This is a genomic window from Acinetobacter sp. LT1, from assembly GCF_059800965.1.
On record NZ_JBBAXE010000026.1, the window covers coordinates 21,059 to 37,275 of the forward strand.

The 16,217-nt window shown below is 43.1% G+C and carries 12 protein-coding genes and 1 pseudogene; 7 read left to right on the forward strand and 6 right to left on the reverse strand.

Annotated features, from left to right (window positions below; translation table 11 throughout):
* Nucleotides 1-4: 4 nt before the first annotated feature.
* The gene (locus tag WBW42_RS18285) at nt 5-328 is read right to left on the reverse strand and encodes a hypothetical protein (RefSeq protein ID WP_080777072.1); all 324 of its coding nucleotides are present in this window, start codon (nt 326-328) and stop codon (nt 5-7) included.
* 529 nt (nt 329-857) lie between these two features.
* Here WBW42_RS18285 and WBW42_RS18290 point away from each other — a divergent pair.
* Nucleotides 858-2,135 carry a tyrosine-type recombinase/integrase gene (locus tag WBW42_RS18290; protein ID WP_032051454.1) on the forward strand — a complete coding sequence of 426 codons (1,278 nt, stop codon included), beginning with the start codon at nt 858-860 and terminating at the stop codon, nt 2,133-2,135.
* Nucleotides 2,136-2,138: 3 nt separating this feature from the next.
* Here WBW42_RS18290 and WBW42_RS18295 read toward each other — a convergent pair whose 3' ends face one another.
* The 5 genes from WBW42_RS18295 to WBW42_RS18315 form a co-directional block, all read right to left on the reverse strand.
* Entirely contained in the window at nt 2,139-2,987 is an 849-nt protein-coding gene (locus WBW42_RS18295) for an IclR family transcriptional regulator (RefSeq protein ID WP_032051453.1), read from the reverse strand.
* 117 nt (nt 2,988-3,104) lie between these two features.
* On the reverse strand, nt 3,105-4,322 hold the full coding sequence (locus WBW42_RS18300) for a CaiB/BaiF CoA transferase family protein (RefSeq protein ID WP_032051452.1): 1,218 nt from the start codon (nt 4,320-4,322) through the stop codon (nt 3,105-3,107).
* A 12-nt stretch (nt 4,323-4,334) separates the two neighbouring features.
* Nucleotides 4,335-5,537: a 3-oxoadipyl-CoA thiolase gene (locus tag WBW42_RS18305; RefSeq protein WP_032051451.1), complete on the reverse strand. Its 1,203-nt coding sequence runs from the start codon at nt 5,535-5,537 to the stop codon at nt 4,335-4,337.
* Between the two features lie 12 nt (nt 5,538-5,549).
* Nucleotides 5,550-7,067, reverse strand: coding sequence for a 3-hydroxyacyl-CoA dehydrogenase (locus WBW42_RS18310; RefSeq protein WP_032051450.1), 1,518 nt, complete (start codon nt 7,065-7,067; stop codon nt 5,550-5,552).
* Between the two features lie 3 nt (nt 7,068-7,070).
* Nucleotides 7,071-7,847, reverse strand: a complete 777-nt coding sequence (locus WBW42_RS18315; RefSeq protein WP_032051449.1) for an enoyl-CoA hydratase — start codon at nt 7,845-7,847, stop codon at nt 7,071-7,073.
* Nucleotides 7,848-8,117: 270 nt separating this feature from the next.
* On the opposite strand from WBW42_RS18315, the gene WBW42_RS18320 reads away from it, so the two are divergent.
* From WBW42_RS18320 to WBW42_RS18345, 6 genes and pseudogenes are all read left to right on the forward strand, one after another.
* Nucleotides 8,118-9,272 carry an acyl-CoA dehydrogenase family protein gene (locus WBW42_RS18320; protein WP_032051448.1) on the forward strand — a complete coding sequence of 385 codons (1,155 nt, stop codon included), beginning with the start codon at nt 8,118-8,120 and terminating at the stop codon, nt 9,270-9,272.
* A gap of 200 nt (nt 9,273-9,472) precedes the next feature.
* Entirely contained in the window at nt 9,473-11,191 is a 1,719-nt protein-coding gene (locus tag WBW42_RS18325; protein ID WP_032051447.1) for an electron transfer flavoprotein-ubiquinone oxidoreductase, read from the forward strand.
* Between the two features lie 467 nt (nt 11,192-11,658).
* Entirely contained in the window at nt 11,659-13,290 is a 1,632-nt protein-coding gene (locus WBW42_RS18330; protein ID WP_223848685.1) for a flavin-containing monooxygenase, read from the forward strand.
* Nucleotides 13,291-13,357: 67 nt separating this feature from the next.
* Nucleotides 13,358-14,791 carry an NAD-dependent succinate-semialdehyde dehydrogenase gene (locus WBW42_RS18335; RefSeq protein ID WP_032051445.1) on the forward strand — a complete coding sequence of 478 codons (1,434 nt, stop codon included), beginning with the start codon at nt 13,358-13,360 and terminating at the stop codon, nt 14,789-14,791.
* Nucleotides 14,792-14,852: 61 nt separating this feature from the next.
* Entirely contained in the window at nt 14,853-15,794 is a 942-nt protein-coding gene (locus WBW42_RS18340) for a helix-turn-helix domain-containing protein (RefSeq protein ID WP_050676141.1), read from the forward strand.
* Between the two features lie 102 nt (nt 15,795-15,896).
* Nucleotides 15,897-16,016: pseudogene (locus WBW42_RS18345) on the forward strand (helix-turn-helix domain-containing protein); the annotation flags it as partial.
* Between the last annotated feature and the right edge of the window lie 201 nt (nt 16,017-16,217).

The following is a 16,217-nucleotide window of genomic DNA, read 5'->3' on the forward strand; positions in this document are numbered from 1 at the left end:
GAGTCTATCTAGAAAATTTATGGTCTTTAGGAAGTGGAGCATCACATGGTTGATCCGTCTTTACATTGACCATTTTCACAGGTCCATCATTGTAGATTGTTACCTTGCAGCCTTTTACGACATATTCCTGTTGAATACCACCGTACATTTCATCCTCAGAAACAGCAGATGCAACATCACATGCCTCTTCAGCACGGCATGCAGTCTCCCCTCCACCAGCCTCTACAGCTTCTGCTCCAGCAGCTTCCATTGCGTCTCGAGCACTCTCCTGTACTTCAGCATCTACAGCCTCTATCTTTGCTGCATATATATTTGAAAGATTTATCATAAGAAAAATTGCAAGAAATAACTTACTACAGTGATTTATTAAATTCATGAACTATCCATATCTATTAATTTAAATTTGGTACATATCAGGCGATTTTACTTTGCAAGTTAGGGATGTAAAGGGCTTAGTATTATAAGGAGCTATTCTACCCATAATTATACATATAGCAGCAATAGTCGCCCCTAAAGAATTCATCAAACAATTAAAAGATATTGACCATTATGAGGGTGCGATCAACTACACAATATAAAATTAAACTGAAATCAAAATCTGTCTAACACAATCCAAATTTTTATGGAGGGTAAGATGCGGGATAAAATAATAGATATAAAAAAAGCCCCTGCTTTTAACAGGGGCTTTTCGAATTTGGCGGAAGCGGTGTCCGTCTAACAGCAGTCCAAAGCAATCTAACACAATATTAAAATAAATTATTTTTCATATACTTAATAATTTAATCATCCAAAACCGTCTTGTCTAATCCAATCATTTCCAGTATTTTATGAGGGGTAGGTTGTGGGGTAAAAATAATATGCCAAAGAAATCTAAAGAGCTATCTGCTCTCAGTGTAGCAAAAATCAAAAAGACTGGTCGACATTCTGTAGGCGGTGTTGATGGCTTATATCTAAATGTCGAGGGTAATTCCCGTGTCTGGATTTTGCGTGCTGTTGTGGGTAAACGGTTGGATAAAGATGGGAAGCTAAAACCTCATCGCCGTGATATTGGTATTGGTCCCTACCCTGAAGTTTCTTTAGCAGAAGCTCGTGCTAAAGCCACTGAATTAAGATTACAAATACGAAGTGGTGTTGATCCAATTGCACATAAACAGGAACAGCTCGACAAGCTTCATATTCAAAAGCTTAGAAACAAGACATTCATTGAATGTGCAAAAGTCGTTATTGCTAATAAAACTCGTGAACTCAAAAATGAAAAGCATATCGGACAATGGACATCTACATTAGAAACCTATATCTACCCAACTCTAGGTGATATCAGTATTGGCACAATTACTAAAGTTGATATTGCCGAAGTTCTTAGACCTATCTGGATTGAAAAGAACGAAACAGCTAAACGTATTCGTGGTCGTATCGAAACTATTTTTGATTATGCTAAGGCTATGGGATATTTTGTTGGCGATAATCCTGCTGAATGGAAAGGTAATCTAGAACCAATCTTAGGTAACTTAAAGCAAGAATCACGCCCTCATCCATCTTTACCTTACGAACAAGTTGCTGGGTTTATCCAGCATCTGAGACAGAAAAAAGGGATTTCACCTAAAGCTCTAGAATTTGTAATTTTAACTGCCTGTCGTTCTGGCGAGGTTTTTGGTGCAACATGGCAAGAAATTGATTTTAAGAATAAAGTTTGGATCATTCCTAAAGAAAGGATGAAAGCAGAAAAAGAACACCGTGTTCCCCTATCCCAACAAACCATTAGTTTGCTTGAATCAATTCAAGAATATACTCAACCTCAAGACTTCATTTTCCCTGCTCCTCGTAGTGGCGAAATGCTTTCGGATATGTCCTTAACAACCTTAATCAAGCGGATGCACGAACAAAAGTTAAAAGAAAATGGCTTAGGCTATATTGATCCTAAACAAAATCGAGTGATTACAACACATGGTTTCCGTTCAACATTTCGTGATTGGTCAGCCGATAAAACTGATTATCCTCGTGAAGTCTGTGAGCATGTACTAGCACATAAACTACCCGATGAAGTAGAAGCAGCTTACTTACGTGGAGCTTATCTTGAGAAAAGGAAAAATTTGATGGCTGATTGGGCGAGTTATGCCACATACATAGAAGCCTGACATTCAGCCAATTTCCGCTTTAATATTATTCACCATCAGAATTAATCTTGGTGCAATATCTTCTTCCAGTTTCTCACGGCTTAATACAAAACTTGGCCCACCACAATTGAATACTAAAAGTCCGTGTTGTTCATGCAATAAGGGGACAGCAACTGAATTTACATCTTTCTGCCATTCTCCAATCGAAAAACAACAGCCATAATCTTGGAAATCTTTAAATGCTTTGTCTAACTCTCGATTAATTTTAATCCAGTCATCTTTATTCTTTTCCCGAATGGCATTTAACAGAAAATCGCGCTCATCCGCAGGCATCGCAGCGAGACAAGCCCTGCCCATGGCACTTAAATGGATCGGCAAATAAGTACCGACTGGACGGCGCATTGTTACATTACCTTTACCCTGCACCACATCTAAATAAATCATATTCAGCCGATCACGTGTGGCCATGGCAACCGCTGCACCAGCATAATCTGCTAGCTCCTGCATATGAGGATGGGCTATCGAACGAATCGAAACATTGGCAAGCATTGAATAGCCAAAAGACAGTACCCCTGATGACAATTGAAATTTATTCGAGTTCGGTACTTGCTTAATATATCCTAAACGTGAAAGGGTATGGGTTAAGCGGGTAATGGTCGCTTTAGGTAATCCTGTCATCTGGGACAATTCCTGATTACCTAAATGTTGATATTTGGGTGTAAAGCAACGTAATAATTCTAATCCTCTAGCTAATGCGGTCACATATTGACGGTCATTTTCATCCTGCATATCTTCAATCGGATTCAATAATTCATGACGTAATGGCGCCAAAAGATTTTCTGTCTGTTCTGAATCAATCACGTCATTCGTCATATTATTCCTGCCTAATTAAGCATACTTTGTTCCGCACTGCGGAAATTATAATTCATTTATTATAATTAGGGCAAAGGATAGTCTTCGACAGAATCTCCTTTGCCCAATATTTAAATATTACCCGATGATACCTCTCTGCCTAAGTTCAGCAATCTTTTCTGCATCCAGAATGCCACTTAAGATTTCATCAGTATGTTCACCCAGCATTGGCGGTGCTTTCTTATATTCCACCGGGGTGCGTGACAGTTTAATGGGTGAACCAATCACCGTTAACTTCTCCTTCAACGGATGCTTCATATCAACCAACATATTGCGCGCAATCACCTGAGGCTCCTCAAATGCTTGCTGTAAATTGTTGATTAAACCCACCGGAACTTTTATCGTGTGAATCGCATCTACCCAGTGCCGTGCAGAATTGGTTTTAAAATGGGTGCCGAGTAATTTATCCATCTCTTGACGATGCTGGATTCGTAACGCATTGCTTAAGAAACGCGGATCATTCTGCAGCTCCGGCAAACCAATGGCCTGACACAGCGCAACGAATTGCTTGTCATTTCCACAGGCAATAATAAAGTCCTGATCGGCTGCTTTAAACACTTGATAAGGCACAATATTCGCATGTGCATTGCCATAACGTCCAGGTACTTTACCCGAAGATAGATAATTCATGCCTTGATTGGCTAACGTTGCAACCTGTACATCTAATAACGCCATATCAATATACTGACCCAGACCTGTCATGGTGCGGTTCAAAAGTGCTGCTTGAATCGCAATGGTGGCATAAAGCCCAGTCGTCAGGTCGGCAAAAGCCACACCCACTTTTTGCGGCCCACCGCCCGGAAGGTCATCTTTCTCTCCGGTCACAGACATCAAACCGCCCATACCTTGAATGATAAAATCATAACCCGGTTCTGGCGCACGTGGACCGGTTTGGCCAAATCCGGTAATCGAGCAATACACTAATTTCGGATTAATCGCTTTTAAGCTGTCATAATCCAGACCGTACTTTTTCAGTGAGCCCGCTTTGTAGTTTTCAATTAAAACATCCGAACCTGCTGCCAGTGTACGAACTAATTTCTGACCTTCCAGTGTGGCAATATCAATTGCGATAGAAAGTTTATTGCGGTTAGCAGACTGGTAATAGGCAGCTTCCTGCGTATCTTCACCCTGATCATCCTTCATCCATGGTGGTCCCCACAAGCGGGTATCATCACCTGTTTTGGGACGTTCAACTTTAATCACTTCAGCACCCAAATCCGCCAGAATCTGACCACACCAAGGACCTGCCAGTACGCGGCTTAAATCCAATACGCGAATACCTTCCAATGCACCCATTTTTTATTCCTTTTATGTGCGCTCAATCACCATGGCGAGACCTTGTCCCACACCAATACACAAACTGATTACAGCATATTTTTTGCCGCTACGTTGTAATTCACGTGCTGTCGTTAAGGCAAGACGCGCTCCAGAGGCTCCTAATGGATGTCCGACTGCGATTGCTCCACCATTTGGATTAACACGTGGGTCATCAAAATCGATATCCAAACCTTTTAGACACGCCAATACCTGAGATGCAAAGGCTTCATTGATTTCAATAATATCCATGTCATCTAAAGTGAGATTGGCACGTTTCAGCGCGAGTTTAATGGCATCTACAGGACCAGCACCCATAATACGCGGTTCAATTCCTGCAGCACCAGAAGACAGGATTTTGGCCATCGGTTTGATTCCCAGTTTTTGTTCAGCCGCAGTAGAACCAATAATCAGGGCAGCTGCACCATCATTGACGCCGGATGCATTACCCGCTGTCACCACGCCACCTTCAAATAAAGGCTTGAGCTTTTGCAAGGCAACAAAATCTGAACTTGGACGTGGATGCTCATCGATTTCCACCAGTTTTGGAGACAATTTACGCCCTTGAGACACCTCAACACCTACGATTTCACCAGCGAAAAAACTTGCTTGTTTGGCAGCCTCATATCTCGCTTGGGAAGCGGCTGCGAAACGGTCTGCATCTTCACGCGTTACACCATATTCAACCGCCACGTTATCGCCCGTTTTAGGCATCGTGTCATCACCGAACTGCTTTTCGATTGCCGGGTTCGGGAAACGTGCACCGATAGTTGAATCAAAGACTTTAAGATCACGGCTGAACGATGTTTCTGATTTGGCAAATACAAAAGGAGCTCGAGACATGGATTCCACGCCTCCGGCCAGGATGACCTCACCCTCCCCACAGCTAATTGCACGTGCAGCATCTATCAACGCAGCAAGGCCGGAAGCACATAAACGGTTAACAGTTTGTGCCGGAGTTTTTACATCCAGACCTGCCAATAAGGTCGCATGACGCGCAATGTTACGGCTGTCTTCACCGGCCTGATTGGTATTACCCAGAATCACATCATCAAAGATATTGGCTGGAAGGTGATTTTTTTCTACCAGTGCCTTGATCACATGCGCTGCCAGATTGTCTGGACGGATAGAGGATAACGCACCTGCATGACGGCCAAATGGAGTACGCAGGCCATCGTAAATATAGGCATTTAACATTGTATTAATCCTTTAAATTGTTGAGGTATGAAGCAAAGACAAGTTTAATCGGGCGCGACGCTGCAACCATGGACTTGGACGGTAACGTGGATCACCTGTGTTCTTCGTAATACGTTCCAGAATCTGCAGAATACGTGATGCACCCAGTACGTCCCCCCATGAGATCGGACCATGTGGGTAGCCCAAACCAAGTTTCACTGCCTTATCAATATCTGCTGCAGTTGCAATACCTTGTTGTGCGATATCGCAGGCCAGATTGATTACCATGGCTAATACACGCTGCGCGACAAATCCCATGCTTTCATCAATCACACTGACACCATGGTTATTGGCCGAAAAAATTGTATGTGACTGATCAATATAAACTTTTTTGGTTGCAATCGATGGCATCAAGGTTCGGTGGTTCGCAAAATCGGTGAGCATATCGATACTAACTGCTCGTGTTGCATCGACACCAAAACGCAAAGCTGCAGATGTCGTGTCTTCACCGTAAGTAGCCAGTAAAATTAAACTATCTGCACCCGGTTGCGTGGCTGTATCTAATGTTAATCCTTGCGCTTGCAGATAATTTGTTAGGATGGCTGCATCCTGCTCTAAATCTGTTTTGATCCAGACCGCATTAAATGTTGAAACCTGAGGTACAGTCTGACGAGGCTCTTCATTGATTTTTACGCCATCAACGTATTTGTAGAAACCCTCACCGACCTTACGGCCGACTTTTTTACCTGCCAGCATCTGACGAGTTAAAGCGCTCGGGCGGTAACGCGCTTCCTGATAAAACTGATTGAAAATGGACTCCATCACCGGATGAGAAACATCCAGTGCCGTCAAATCGAACAGTTCGAGTGGTCCCATGCGGAAACCAGCTCCTTCGCGTAAAATCCGGTCAATTTCACTGGGTGAAGTCACACATTCGCCCAGTATTTTCAGCGCTTCAGTACTATAAGCACGACCAGCATGATTAACGATGAATCCTGGTGTATCTTTAGTCCGGACACCCAAATGTCCCATGCGGTTCGCCAGATCCAGTAAGTCGACTACGACTTGCTCATCTGTAGCCAACCCCGCAATCACTTCCACAATTTTCATCAGTGGAACCGGATTGAAGAAATGGAAACCTGCGATACGGCCCTGATGCTGACACGCAGATGCAATTGAGGTCACAGATAGTGAGGATGTATTTGAAACCAGAATAGTTTCTTCAGCCACAATCCTTTCAAGCTGTTTAAACAAAGTTTGCTTGATTTCCAGATTTTCAATAATTGCTTCTACGACCAGATCAACGCCAGCAACCTCTTCAATGCTTTCCAAGATAATCAATCGGGCTAAGGTATCCACAAGCTGCTGTTCGGTTAACTTTCCTTTAGCAGCTAGTTTGTGCAAGGTTACTTTTAATTTTTCCAAGCCTTGCTCAGCAGCGCCGGGTTTAGCATCAAATAAACGGACCTCAACACCCGCCTGTGCTGCAATTTGCGCAATACCCATTCCCATTACGCCTGTGCCAATCAAGGCCATTTTTTGAATCGTCATGACTTATTTTCCTTGATATTGAGGGCTTCGCTTTTCGAAAAAGGCATTGACGCCTTCTTTTTGATCTTGTGTATCAAATAAAATTTGGAAGGCTTTACGCTCTAATGCCAAAGCACCATCGAGTGGCATATTGGCACCTAGTGTTGTGACTTCTTTGATCTGTTCAACGGCAATCGGTGAGAGTTGGGCAATCTGTGTCGCAATTTCAACCGCTTTAGCAAGGGTTTGATCATCCTCAACCACTTCGGAAACCAACCCCATTTTGTCAGCTTCTTCTGCAGAAAAGATCTTTCCTGTTAACACTATTTGCATGGCTTTAAACTTCCCTACCGCACGCAGTAAGCGTTGGGTACCACCAGCACCTGGCATCAGCCCCAATTTGACTTCAGGCTGACCAAACTGGGCTGATTTTCCGGCAATAATGATGTCTGCATGCATTGCAAGTTCACACCCACCACCCAATGCATATCCATTCACAGCAGCCACAATCGGTTTAGGGCAATCAATAATGGCCCGCCAGTACTGTTCCGTATGGCGTAAATACATGTCTACGGTTTTTGCAGTGGTGAAGTCCCGGATATCCGCACCTGCTGCAAATACTTTTTCACCACCAGTAATGACAATTGCGCGGACTGTATCAGATGCAGCGAGCTGCTCAAACATTGCTGCGAGCTGTTGGCGCAGTTCCAGATTCAATGCATTTCTAGTATCTGGACGATGTAGTTCAACAATGGCCACACCATTACTTTGAATATCTAAATTCAATATTTCATTTTCCATAACAACCTACATGTTTCGCATAGCGGTTTATTTAAACCAAATATACCTGTTTTTTTGCAACAATAAAGCCCACAGGAACATAGTTTTAAATTAAAAATTGGCTAAAAATATTTAAAAAACACAAATAAAATACCGCACAGCGGTATTTGATATCAATATTATTGCATTTATTTTTCCATTCTGTCATATTATTTTCATTCCAAAGCATTAGATCACCCCTGCATGAAGCAGAGATGGCTAAATTTACCTATCTAATACAAGGGCTTAAAAATGATTCGCGATCAAGACACATTAAATCAGCTGGTTGACATGATCCGTCAGTTTGTCGATGGCGTTCTTATTCCCAATGAAGAAATTGTTGCGGAAACCGATGAAATTCCAGCTGAAATCGTGCAGCAAATGAAAGAACTGGGTCTTTTTGGTCTCACCATTCCTGAGGAATATGAGGGTCTTGGCCTGACCATGGAGGAAGAGGTTTACATTGCATTTGAACTGGGACGTACCTCTCCTGCTTTCCGTTCACTGATCGGCACTAACAATGGGATCGGTTCATCAGGCTTAATTATTGATGGCTCCGAAGAGCAGAAACAGTATTTTTTGCCACGTCTGGCAAGTGGTGAAATTATTGGTTCATTCTGTTTAACTGAACCTGATTCCGGTTCAGATGCTGCCTCTTTAAAAACCACAGCGGTGAAAGATGGTGATCATTACATTTTAAATGGCACTAAGCGTTACATCACCAATGCACCGCATGCGGGTGTCTTTACTGTCATGGCACGTACCAGTACCGAAATTAAAGGTACAGGTGGAATTTCAGCCTTTATCGTGGACAGTAAAACTCCTGGTATTTCCTTGGGTAAACGTGATAAGAAGATGGGCCAAAAAGGTGCACATACCTGTGATGTGATTTTTGAAAACTGTCGTATTCCTGCATCTGCACTCATTGGTGGTGTTGAAGGTGTAGGTTTTAAAACTGCAATGAAGGTACTTGATAAAGGCCGTATTCATATTGCTGCATTAAGTGTAGGTGCTGCTACGCGTATGCTGGAAGATTCCCTACAATATGCCGTTGAGCGCAAACAGTTTGGTCAAGCGATTGCGAACTTCCAGTTGATTCAAGGTATGTTAGCCGATTCTAAAGCTGAAATTTACGCAGCAAAATGTATGGTATTAGATGCTGCCCGACTTCGTGATGCTGGACAGAATGTCAGCACGGAAGCATCTTGTGCCAAGATGTTTGCCACTGAAATGTGTGGCCGTGTCGCAGATCGTGGCGTACAGATCCATGGTGGTGCGGGTTATATCAGTGAATATGCTATTGAGCGTTTTTACCGTGATGTACGTTTATTCCGTTTGTATGAAGGTACAACGCAAATCCAACAGGTCATTATTGCCCGCAATATGATCCGTGAAGCGACTCAATAATTGTATAACAGGTATTGAGTGTATCTAAAAGGACGGGATTAGTGATTTAAGCTATAACTTGAATACTAATCCTGACTTTTTGATGGCAAGGCTATAAAACCTCCTAGCTCATTTTATCTCTAAGCTAATCACAGCTGAAAGATATTTTCAGTCTTCATCCTTACCAGACAGTTCACAATACAAAATTGGATTTTATGAATATGCAAGAACAAGAAATCGAACGCGAATCAATGGAGTTTGACGTCGTGATTGTCGGCGCAGGACCGGCCGGTCTTTCTGCAGCGATCAAGATCCGTCAACTTGCAATTGAAAACAACCTGAACGATCTGTCGGTTTGTGTGGTGGAAAAAGGCTCTGAAGTCGGTGCGCACATCTTGTCCGGTGCGGTACTGGAACCACGTGCCATGAATGAGCTGTTCCCGAACTGGAAGGAAGAAGGTGCACCTTTAAATGTTCCAGTGACCGAAGACAAGACCTATTTCCTGCTCTCGGATGAAAAATCACAAGAAGCGCCACACTGGATGGTGCCTAAAACCATGCATAACGATGGCAACTATGTTATCTCGCTCGGCAACGTAGTGCGCTGGTTGGGTCAAAAAGCGGAAGAGCTGGAAGTATCTATTTTCCCGGGCTTTGCCGCTGCTGAAATTCTGTACCATGCAGATGGTTCGGTGAAAGGCATTCAAACCGGTGACATGGGCATTGGCAAGGATGGCGAACCGACCCATAACTTTACTCCGGGCTATGAACTGCATGCCAAATACACCCTGTTTGCTGAAGGCTGCCGTGGCCACCTCGGCAAGCGTTTAATTGCCAAATACAACCTCGATAAAGATTCAGATCCACAACATTACGGTATCGGTATCAAAGAGCTGTGGGAAATCGACCCGGCGAAACACAAGCCAGGTCTGGTGATGCACGGTGCCGGCTGGCCATTGTCTGAAACCGGTTCTTCAGGCGGCTGGTGGTTGTATCATGCGGAAAACAATCAGGTGACTTTGGGCATGATCGTCGATCTGTCTTACACCAACCCGCATATGTATCCGTTTATGGAAATGCAGCGCTGGAAAACCCATCCGCTGATCAAGCAGTATCTGGAAGGTGGCAAACGTATTTCTTATGGCGCGCGTGCGGTAACCAAAGGCGGCTTTAACTCGCTACCGAAATTTACCTTCCCGGGCGGATCGCTGATTGGTGACGATGCCGGCTTCCTGAACTTTGCCAAAATCAAGGGCTCACATACCGCGATGAAATCCGGCATGCTCTGCGGTGAAGCAGTGTTTGAAGCCATTGCTGCCGGTGTGGAAAAAGGTGGTGACCTTGCGGTTGCGCGTGTGACGGAAGGCGAAGACTTGTTTGCCAAAAAACTGACTTCTTACACCGACAAGTTCAATAATAGCTGGCTGAAAGAAGAGCTGTACAACTCGCGTAACTTTGGCCCGGCCATGCACAAGTTTGGTCAGTGGCTCGGTGGTGCGTTTAACTTTATCGACCAGAACGTGTTTAAGGTGCCGTTTACCCTGCATGACCTGGTGACGGATTTCGGTGCGCTGAAAACCGTCGATGCGGTGAACTTCAAGCCGAATTATCCAAAACCGGATGGCAAACTGACCTTTGACCGTCTGTCTTCGGTGTTTGTATCCAACACGGTGCATGAAGAAAACCAGCCAGCGCATTTAAAACTGACTGACACTTCGATTCCGGTGAATGTCAACCTGCCAAAATGGGATGAACCGGCGCAGCGCTACTGCCCCGCGGGTGTATACGAAATCATGGAAAATGATGACGGTTCGAAACGCTTCCAGATCAATGCAGCCAACTGTGTGCACTGCAAGACCTGTGACATCAAGGATCCTTCACAGAACATCACCTGGGTAACACCGGAAGGTGGTGGTGGTCCAAACTATCCGAATATGTAAGTCTAATCACTTCAAGGAAGAGGTTTCCCATTTCCCTTCTTTCTAGCAGATGAAGAAGCTTGCAACTAAAAGAGATTGTTTGGATCAGTTACCCAAAATCGTTGAAAAGATTTTAACTCTTCGATTTTTATTTTTTAGGTAATCCTAGCCCTCTCGGGGGCTAGGATTAAAAATTTTAAGTTATTCCAACACGAATGACAAATTGTTCAATGCAAAATAAAAACATACAATATATAAATATATTTTTTAATTAAAACATAAGATTACAATAAAATAAGAATTTTTATTTGGAGTTTGTTTTTTTTCTACAATGATCATTATGTACAATTTTTAGGTTCACCCCATCCAAGCCTTGTGATTGCATTCCTGCGATTCTTTATTCAATGAATAAGCAATGCTATTAATCAGCAATGAATAACCAGCACTGCAGATTTTGAATAAATTCACATGTCGTAATGGAGATTATCATGTCACAAAAAATGGATTTTGATGCTATCGTGATTGGTGGTGGTTTTGGCGGACTTTATGCAGTCAAAAAATTAAGAGACGAGCTCGAACTTAAGGTTCAGGCTTTTGATAAAGCCACGGATGTCGCAGGTACTTGGTACTGGAACCGTTACCCAGGTGCATTGTCGGATACAGAAACCCACCTCTACTGCTATTCTTGGGATAAAGAATTACTACAATCGCTAGAAATCAAGAAAAAATATGTGCAAGGCCCTGATGTACGCAAGTATTTACAGCAAGTGGCTGAAAAGCATGATTTAAAGAAGAGCTATCAATTCAATACCGCGGTTCAATCGGCTCATTACAACGAAGCAGATGCCTTGTGGGAAGTCACCACTGAATATGGTGATAAGTACACGGCGCGTTTCCTCATCACTGCTTTAGGCTTATTGTCTGCGCCTAACTTGCCAAACATCAAAGGCATTAATCAGTTTAAAGGTGAGCTGCATCATACCAGCCGCTGGCCAGATGACGTAAGTTTTGAAGGTAAACGTGTCGGCGTGATTGGTACGGGTTCCACCGGTGTTCAGGTTATTACGGCTGTGGCACCTCTGGCTAAACACCTCACTGTCTTCCAGCGTTCTGCACAATACAGCGTTCCAATTGGCAATGATCCACTGTCTGAAGAAGATGTTAAAAAGATCAAAGACAATTATGACAAAATTTGGGATGGTGTATGGAATTCAGCCCTTGCCTTTGGCCTGAATGAAAGCACAGTGCCAGCAATGAGCGTATCAGCTGAAGAACGCAAGGCAGTTTTTGAAAAGGCATGGCAAACAGGTGGCGGTTTCCGTTTCATGTTTGAAACTTTCGGTGATATTGCCACCAATATGGAAGCCAATATCGAAGCGCAAAATTTCATTAAGGGTAAAATTGCTGAAATCGTCAAAGATCCAGCCATTGCACAGAAGCTTATGCCACAGGATTTGTATGCAAAACGTCCGTTGTGTGACAGTGGTTACTACAACACCTTTAACCGTGACAATGTCCGTTTAGAAGATGTGAAAGCCAATCCGATTGTTGAAATTACCGAAAACGGTGTGAAACTCGAAAATGGCGATTTCGTTGAATTAGACATGCTGATATGTGCCACAGGTTTTGATGCCGTCGATGGCAACTATGTGCGCATGGACATTCAAGGTAAAAACGGCTTGGCCATGAAAGACTACTGGAAAGAAGGTCCGTCGAGCTATATGGGTGTCACCGTAAATAACTATCCAAACATGTTCATGGTGCTTGGACCGAATGGCCCGTTTACCAACCTGCCGCCATCAATTGAATCACAGGTGGAATGGATCAGTGATACCATTCAATACACGGTTGAAAACAATGTTGAATCCATTGAAGCGACAAAAGAAGCGGAAGAACAATGGACTCAAACTTGCGCCAATATTGCGGAAATGACCTTATTCCCTAAAGCGCAATCCTGGATTTTTGGTGCGAATATCCCGGGCAAGAAAAACACGGTTTACTTCTATCTCGGTGGTTTAAAAGAATATCGCAGTGCGCTAGCCAACTGCAAAAACCATGCCTATGAAGGTTTTGATATTCAATTACAACGTTCAGATATCAAGCAACCTGCCAATGCCTAAATATATGGGGGGCATCCCCCATATTCCATTTTGTTTAACATCAGTCATATGCCAGGGATGTCTTATCATGAACTATCCAAATATACCTTTATATATCAACGGTGAGTTTCTAGATCATACCAATAGAGACGTCAAAGAAGTTTTTAATCCAGTGAACCATGAATGTATTGGACTCATGGCCTGTGCATCACAAGCAGACCTGGACTACGCACTTGAAAGTTCACAACAGGCTTTTCTAAGGTGGAAAAAAACTTCTCCTATCACCCGTAGTGAAATCCTCAGAACCTTTGCGAAACTAGCGCGTGAAAAAGCAGCAGAAATCGGGCGCAATATTACCCTTGATCAAGGTAAGCCCCTGAAAGAAGCCATTGCAGAAGTCACTGTCTGTGCAGAACATGCAGAATGGCATGCAGAAGAATGCCGACGCATTTATGGCCGTGTTATTCCACCGCGTAACCCAAATGTACAGCAACTAGTAGTCAGAGAACCGCTGGGCGTATGTCTGGCATTTTCACCGTGGAATTTCCCGTTTAATCAGGCAATTCGTAAAATTTCTGCTGCAATTGCTGCCGGCTGCACCATCATTGTGAAAGGTTCTGGCGACACACCAAGCGCGGTATATGCGATTGCCCAGCTATTTCATGAGGCGGGTTTGCCGAATGGTGTGCTGAATGTGATTTGGGGTGACTCAAACTTCATTTCTGATTACATGATCAAATCGCCGATCATCCAAAAGATTTCATTCACAGGCTCAACCCCGGTGGGTAAAAAATTAGCCTCGCAAGCGAGTCTGTATATGAAGCCTTGCACCATGGAATTGGGTGGTCATGCACCGGTCATCGTCTGTGATGATGCTGATATTGATGCCGCTGTTGAACATCTGGTCGGTTATAAATTCCGTAATGCAGGACAGGTCTGTGTATCACCAACCCGTTTTTATGTGCAGGAAGGTATTTATAAGGAATTTTCTGAGAAAGTGGTGTTAAGAGCCAAACAGATCAAAGTGGGTTGTGGCTTAGACGCATCCTCAGATATGGGACCATTGGCTCAAGCTCGCCGCATGCATGCAATGCAACAAATTGTTGAAGATGCGGTTCATAAAGGCTCAAAATTACTGCTTGGCGGAAATAAAATTTCTGACAAAGGCAATTTTTTTGAACCAACGGTACTCGGTGACTTGTGCAATGACACCCAGTTTATGAATGACGAGCCATTTGGTCCGATCATTGGTTTGATACCTTTTGACACAATAGACCATGTCCTGGAAGAAGCAAATCGATTACCATTTGGATTAGCCTCTTACGCTTTTACCACATCCAGCAAAAATGCGCATCAAATCTCATACGGACTGGAGGCTGGCATGGTTTCGATTAACCACATGGGATTGGCGCTCGCTGAAACACCTTTTGGTGGTATTAAGGATAGCGGTTTTGGTAGTGAAGGGGGTATCGAAACCTTTGACGGTTACCTCAGAACCAAATTTATTACGCAACTCAATTAGAAATGGATCTTGGTGTGCGTAGGCACACCAATTCTCTTTTGACTTTAAGGATGAAAGTTAAATGAGCACAGACAAAGCAAATACGCTGATCAAACCCGAAGATGTCGTGTTATGGATTCCGGGTAATGTCACAATTGACAGCATGAATGCCGGTTGGGAAAACATTGCAATCAGAGGGTACGAATATACCAACCTCGATGTGCATATTCCTGCCATGCGTGACTACATGATCGTCAACTATAAAAAAAGTGCGGCGGAAATGCGTAGAAAAGGCGATGCCTCTTGGGATACCCAAGTGGTTAAGCCGGGTTATGTCTCCTTGTTGACCTGTGGTGAAGATTCCCGCTGGGCGTGGAATGACCATATTGCCGTCACCCATGTCTACATTTCGCATGACTCCATCACCTCAATGGCGAATAAGGTGTTTGATTATGATATCGCTTCGATCCGAATCAGAGACGAAGTCGGTGTGGAAGATCATGTTTTACCTGCTCTGACTTCACTTTTAGAACTAGAATTAAAGCAAGGTGGTTTAGGTGGAAACCTGTATTTAGAGAGCATTAAAAACCAGATCGCCCTGCATTTACTCCGTCAGTATGCCAAATTAGATTTTAAGGAAGGACAGTGCCGTTCTGGTTTTACTCCCCTACAACGCAGACTGTTATTAGAATTTATCAATGAAAACATGAGCATTAAAATTACCCTCGAAGATTTAGCGGGATTAGTCAAGATGAGCGTGCCTCATTTAATGAGAAAATTTAAAGTCGATTTTGGTAATTCCCCTGCTGCCTACATCATGAATCTCAGGGTGCAATTTGCTAAACGTTTGCTCACTTCAAAAAAAGAAATTCCACTGAAAGTGATTGCCAGTGAAGCCGGTTTTTGCGATCAGAGCCATATGACCCGAGTATTTCAAAAATTTTTTGGGAAAACACCCATCGAAATCAGACAGGAACACACCAATCTCGTGTCTGAAAATTCAGTCTCCTCTATTGTTTTTTGAGTACTAAGAGCCACGCAAGAACCTGATTTTCAATAAAGCATCCACTGAAAACCAGTGTGGACTTACATGCATTATTTATGCAAAATAACAAATGTCATGTGAGTATCAAGATATACTTTCTATCGCTATCAAGAACTTGCCAGTACAGGCAATATGGATGCACTCATCAACCAGAGTCGCAGAACTCCAAATTTAAAAAACCGAGTGGATGAGCAAACTGAATAAGCTGTTGTTGATTTTGCAATCCAATATCCAGCTTATGGTCAGCTATGGTCAGACAAAATAGTTGTTAACTAAAGAACAACCAAAATCAAAGTGTTAGATAAGTTCTTTGCTATATAAATGACAAAATAGTTTTTAACTTAAAATAAAAAATTTAAAACTTCCTATTTTCATAATTACAAAATAGTTGTTAACTGTCTA

Coding starts and splice junctions, on each gene's coding strand:
- WBW42_RS18285 (WP_080777072.1), bottom strand. CDS start 328: ATGATAAATCTTTCAAATATATATGCAGCAAAGATAGAGGCTGTAGAT.
- WBW42_RS18290 (WP_032051454.1), top strand. CDS start 858: ATGCCAAAGAAATCTAAAGAGCTATCTGCTCTCAGTGTAGCAAAAATC.
- WBW42_RS18295 (WP_032051453.1), bottom strand. CDS start 2,987: ATGACGAATGACGTGATTGATTCAGAACAGACAGAAAATCTTTTGGCG.
- WBW42_RS18300 (WP_032051452.1), bottom strand. CDS start 4,322: ATGGGTGCATTGGAAGGTATTCGCGTATTGGATTTAAGCCGCGTACTG.
- WBW42_RS18305 (WP_032051451.1), bottom strand. CDS start 5,537: ATGTTAAATGCCTATATTTACGATGGCCTGCGTACTCCATTTGGCCGT.
- WBW42_RS18310 (WP_032051450.1), bottom strand. CDS start 7,067: ATGACGATTCAAAAAATGGCCTTGATTGGCACAGGCGTAATGGGAATG.
- WBW42_RS18315 (WP_032051449.1), bottom strand. CDS start 7,847: ATGGAAAATGAAATATTGAATTTAGATATTCAAAGTAATGGTGTGGCC.
- WBW42_RS18320 (WP_032051448.1), top strand. CDS start 8,118: ATGATTCGCGATCAAGACACATTAAATCAGCTGGTTGACATGATCCGT.
- WBW42_RS18325 (WP_032051447.1), top strand. CDS start 9,473: ATGCAAGAACAAGAAATCGAACGCGAATCAATGGAGTTTGACGTCGTG.
- WBW42_RS18330 (WP_223848685.1), top strand. CDS start 11,659: ATGTCACAAAAAATGGATTTTGATGCTATCGTGATTGGTGGTGGTTTT.
- WBW42_RS18335 (WP_032051445.1), top strand. CDS start 13,358: ATGAACTATCCAAATATACCTTTATATATCAACGGTGAGTTTCTAGAT.
- WBW42_RS18340 (WP_050676141.1), top strand. CDS start 14,853: ATGAGCACAGACAAAGCAAATACGCTGATCAAACCCGAAGATGTCGTG.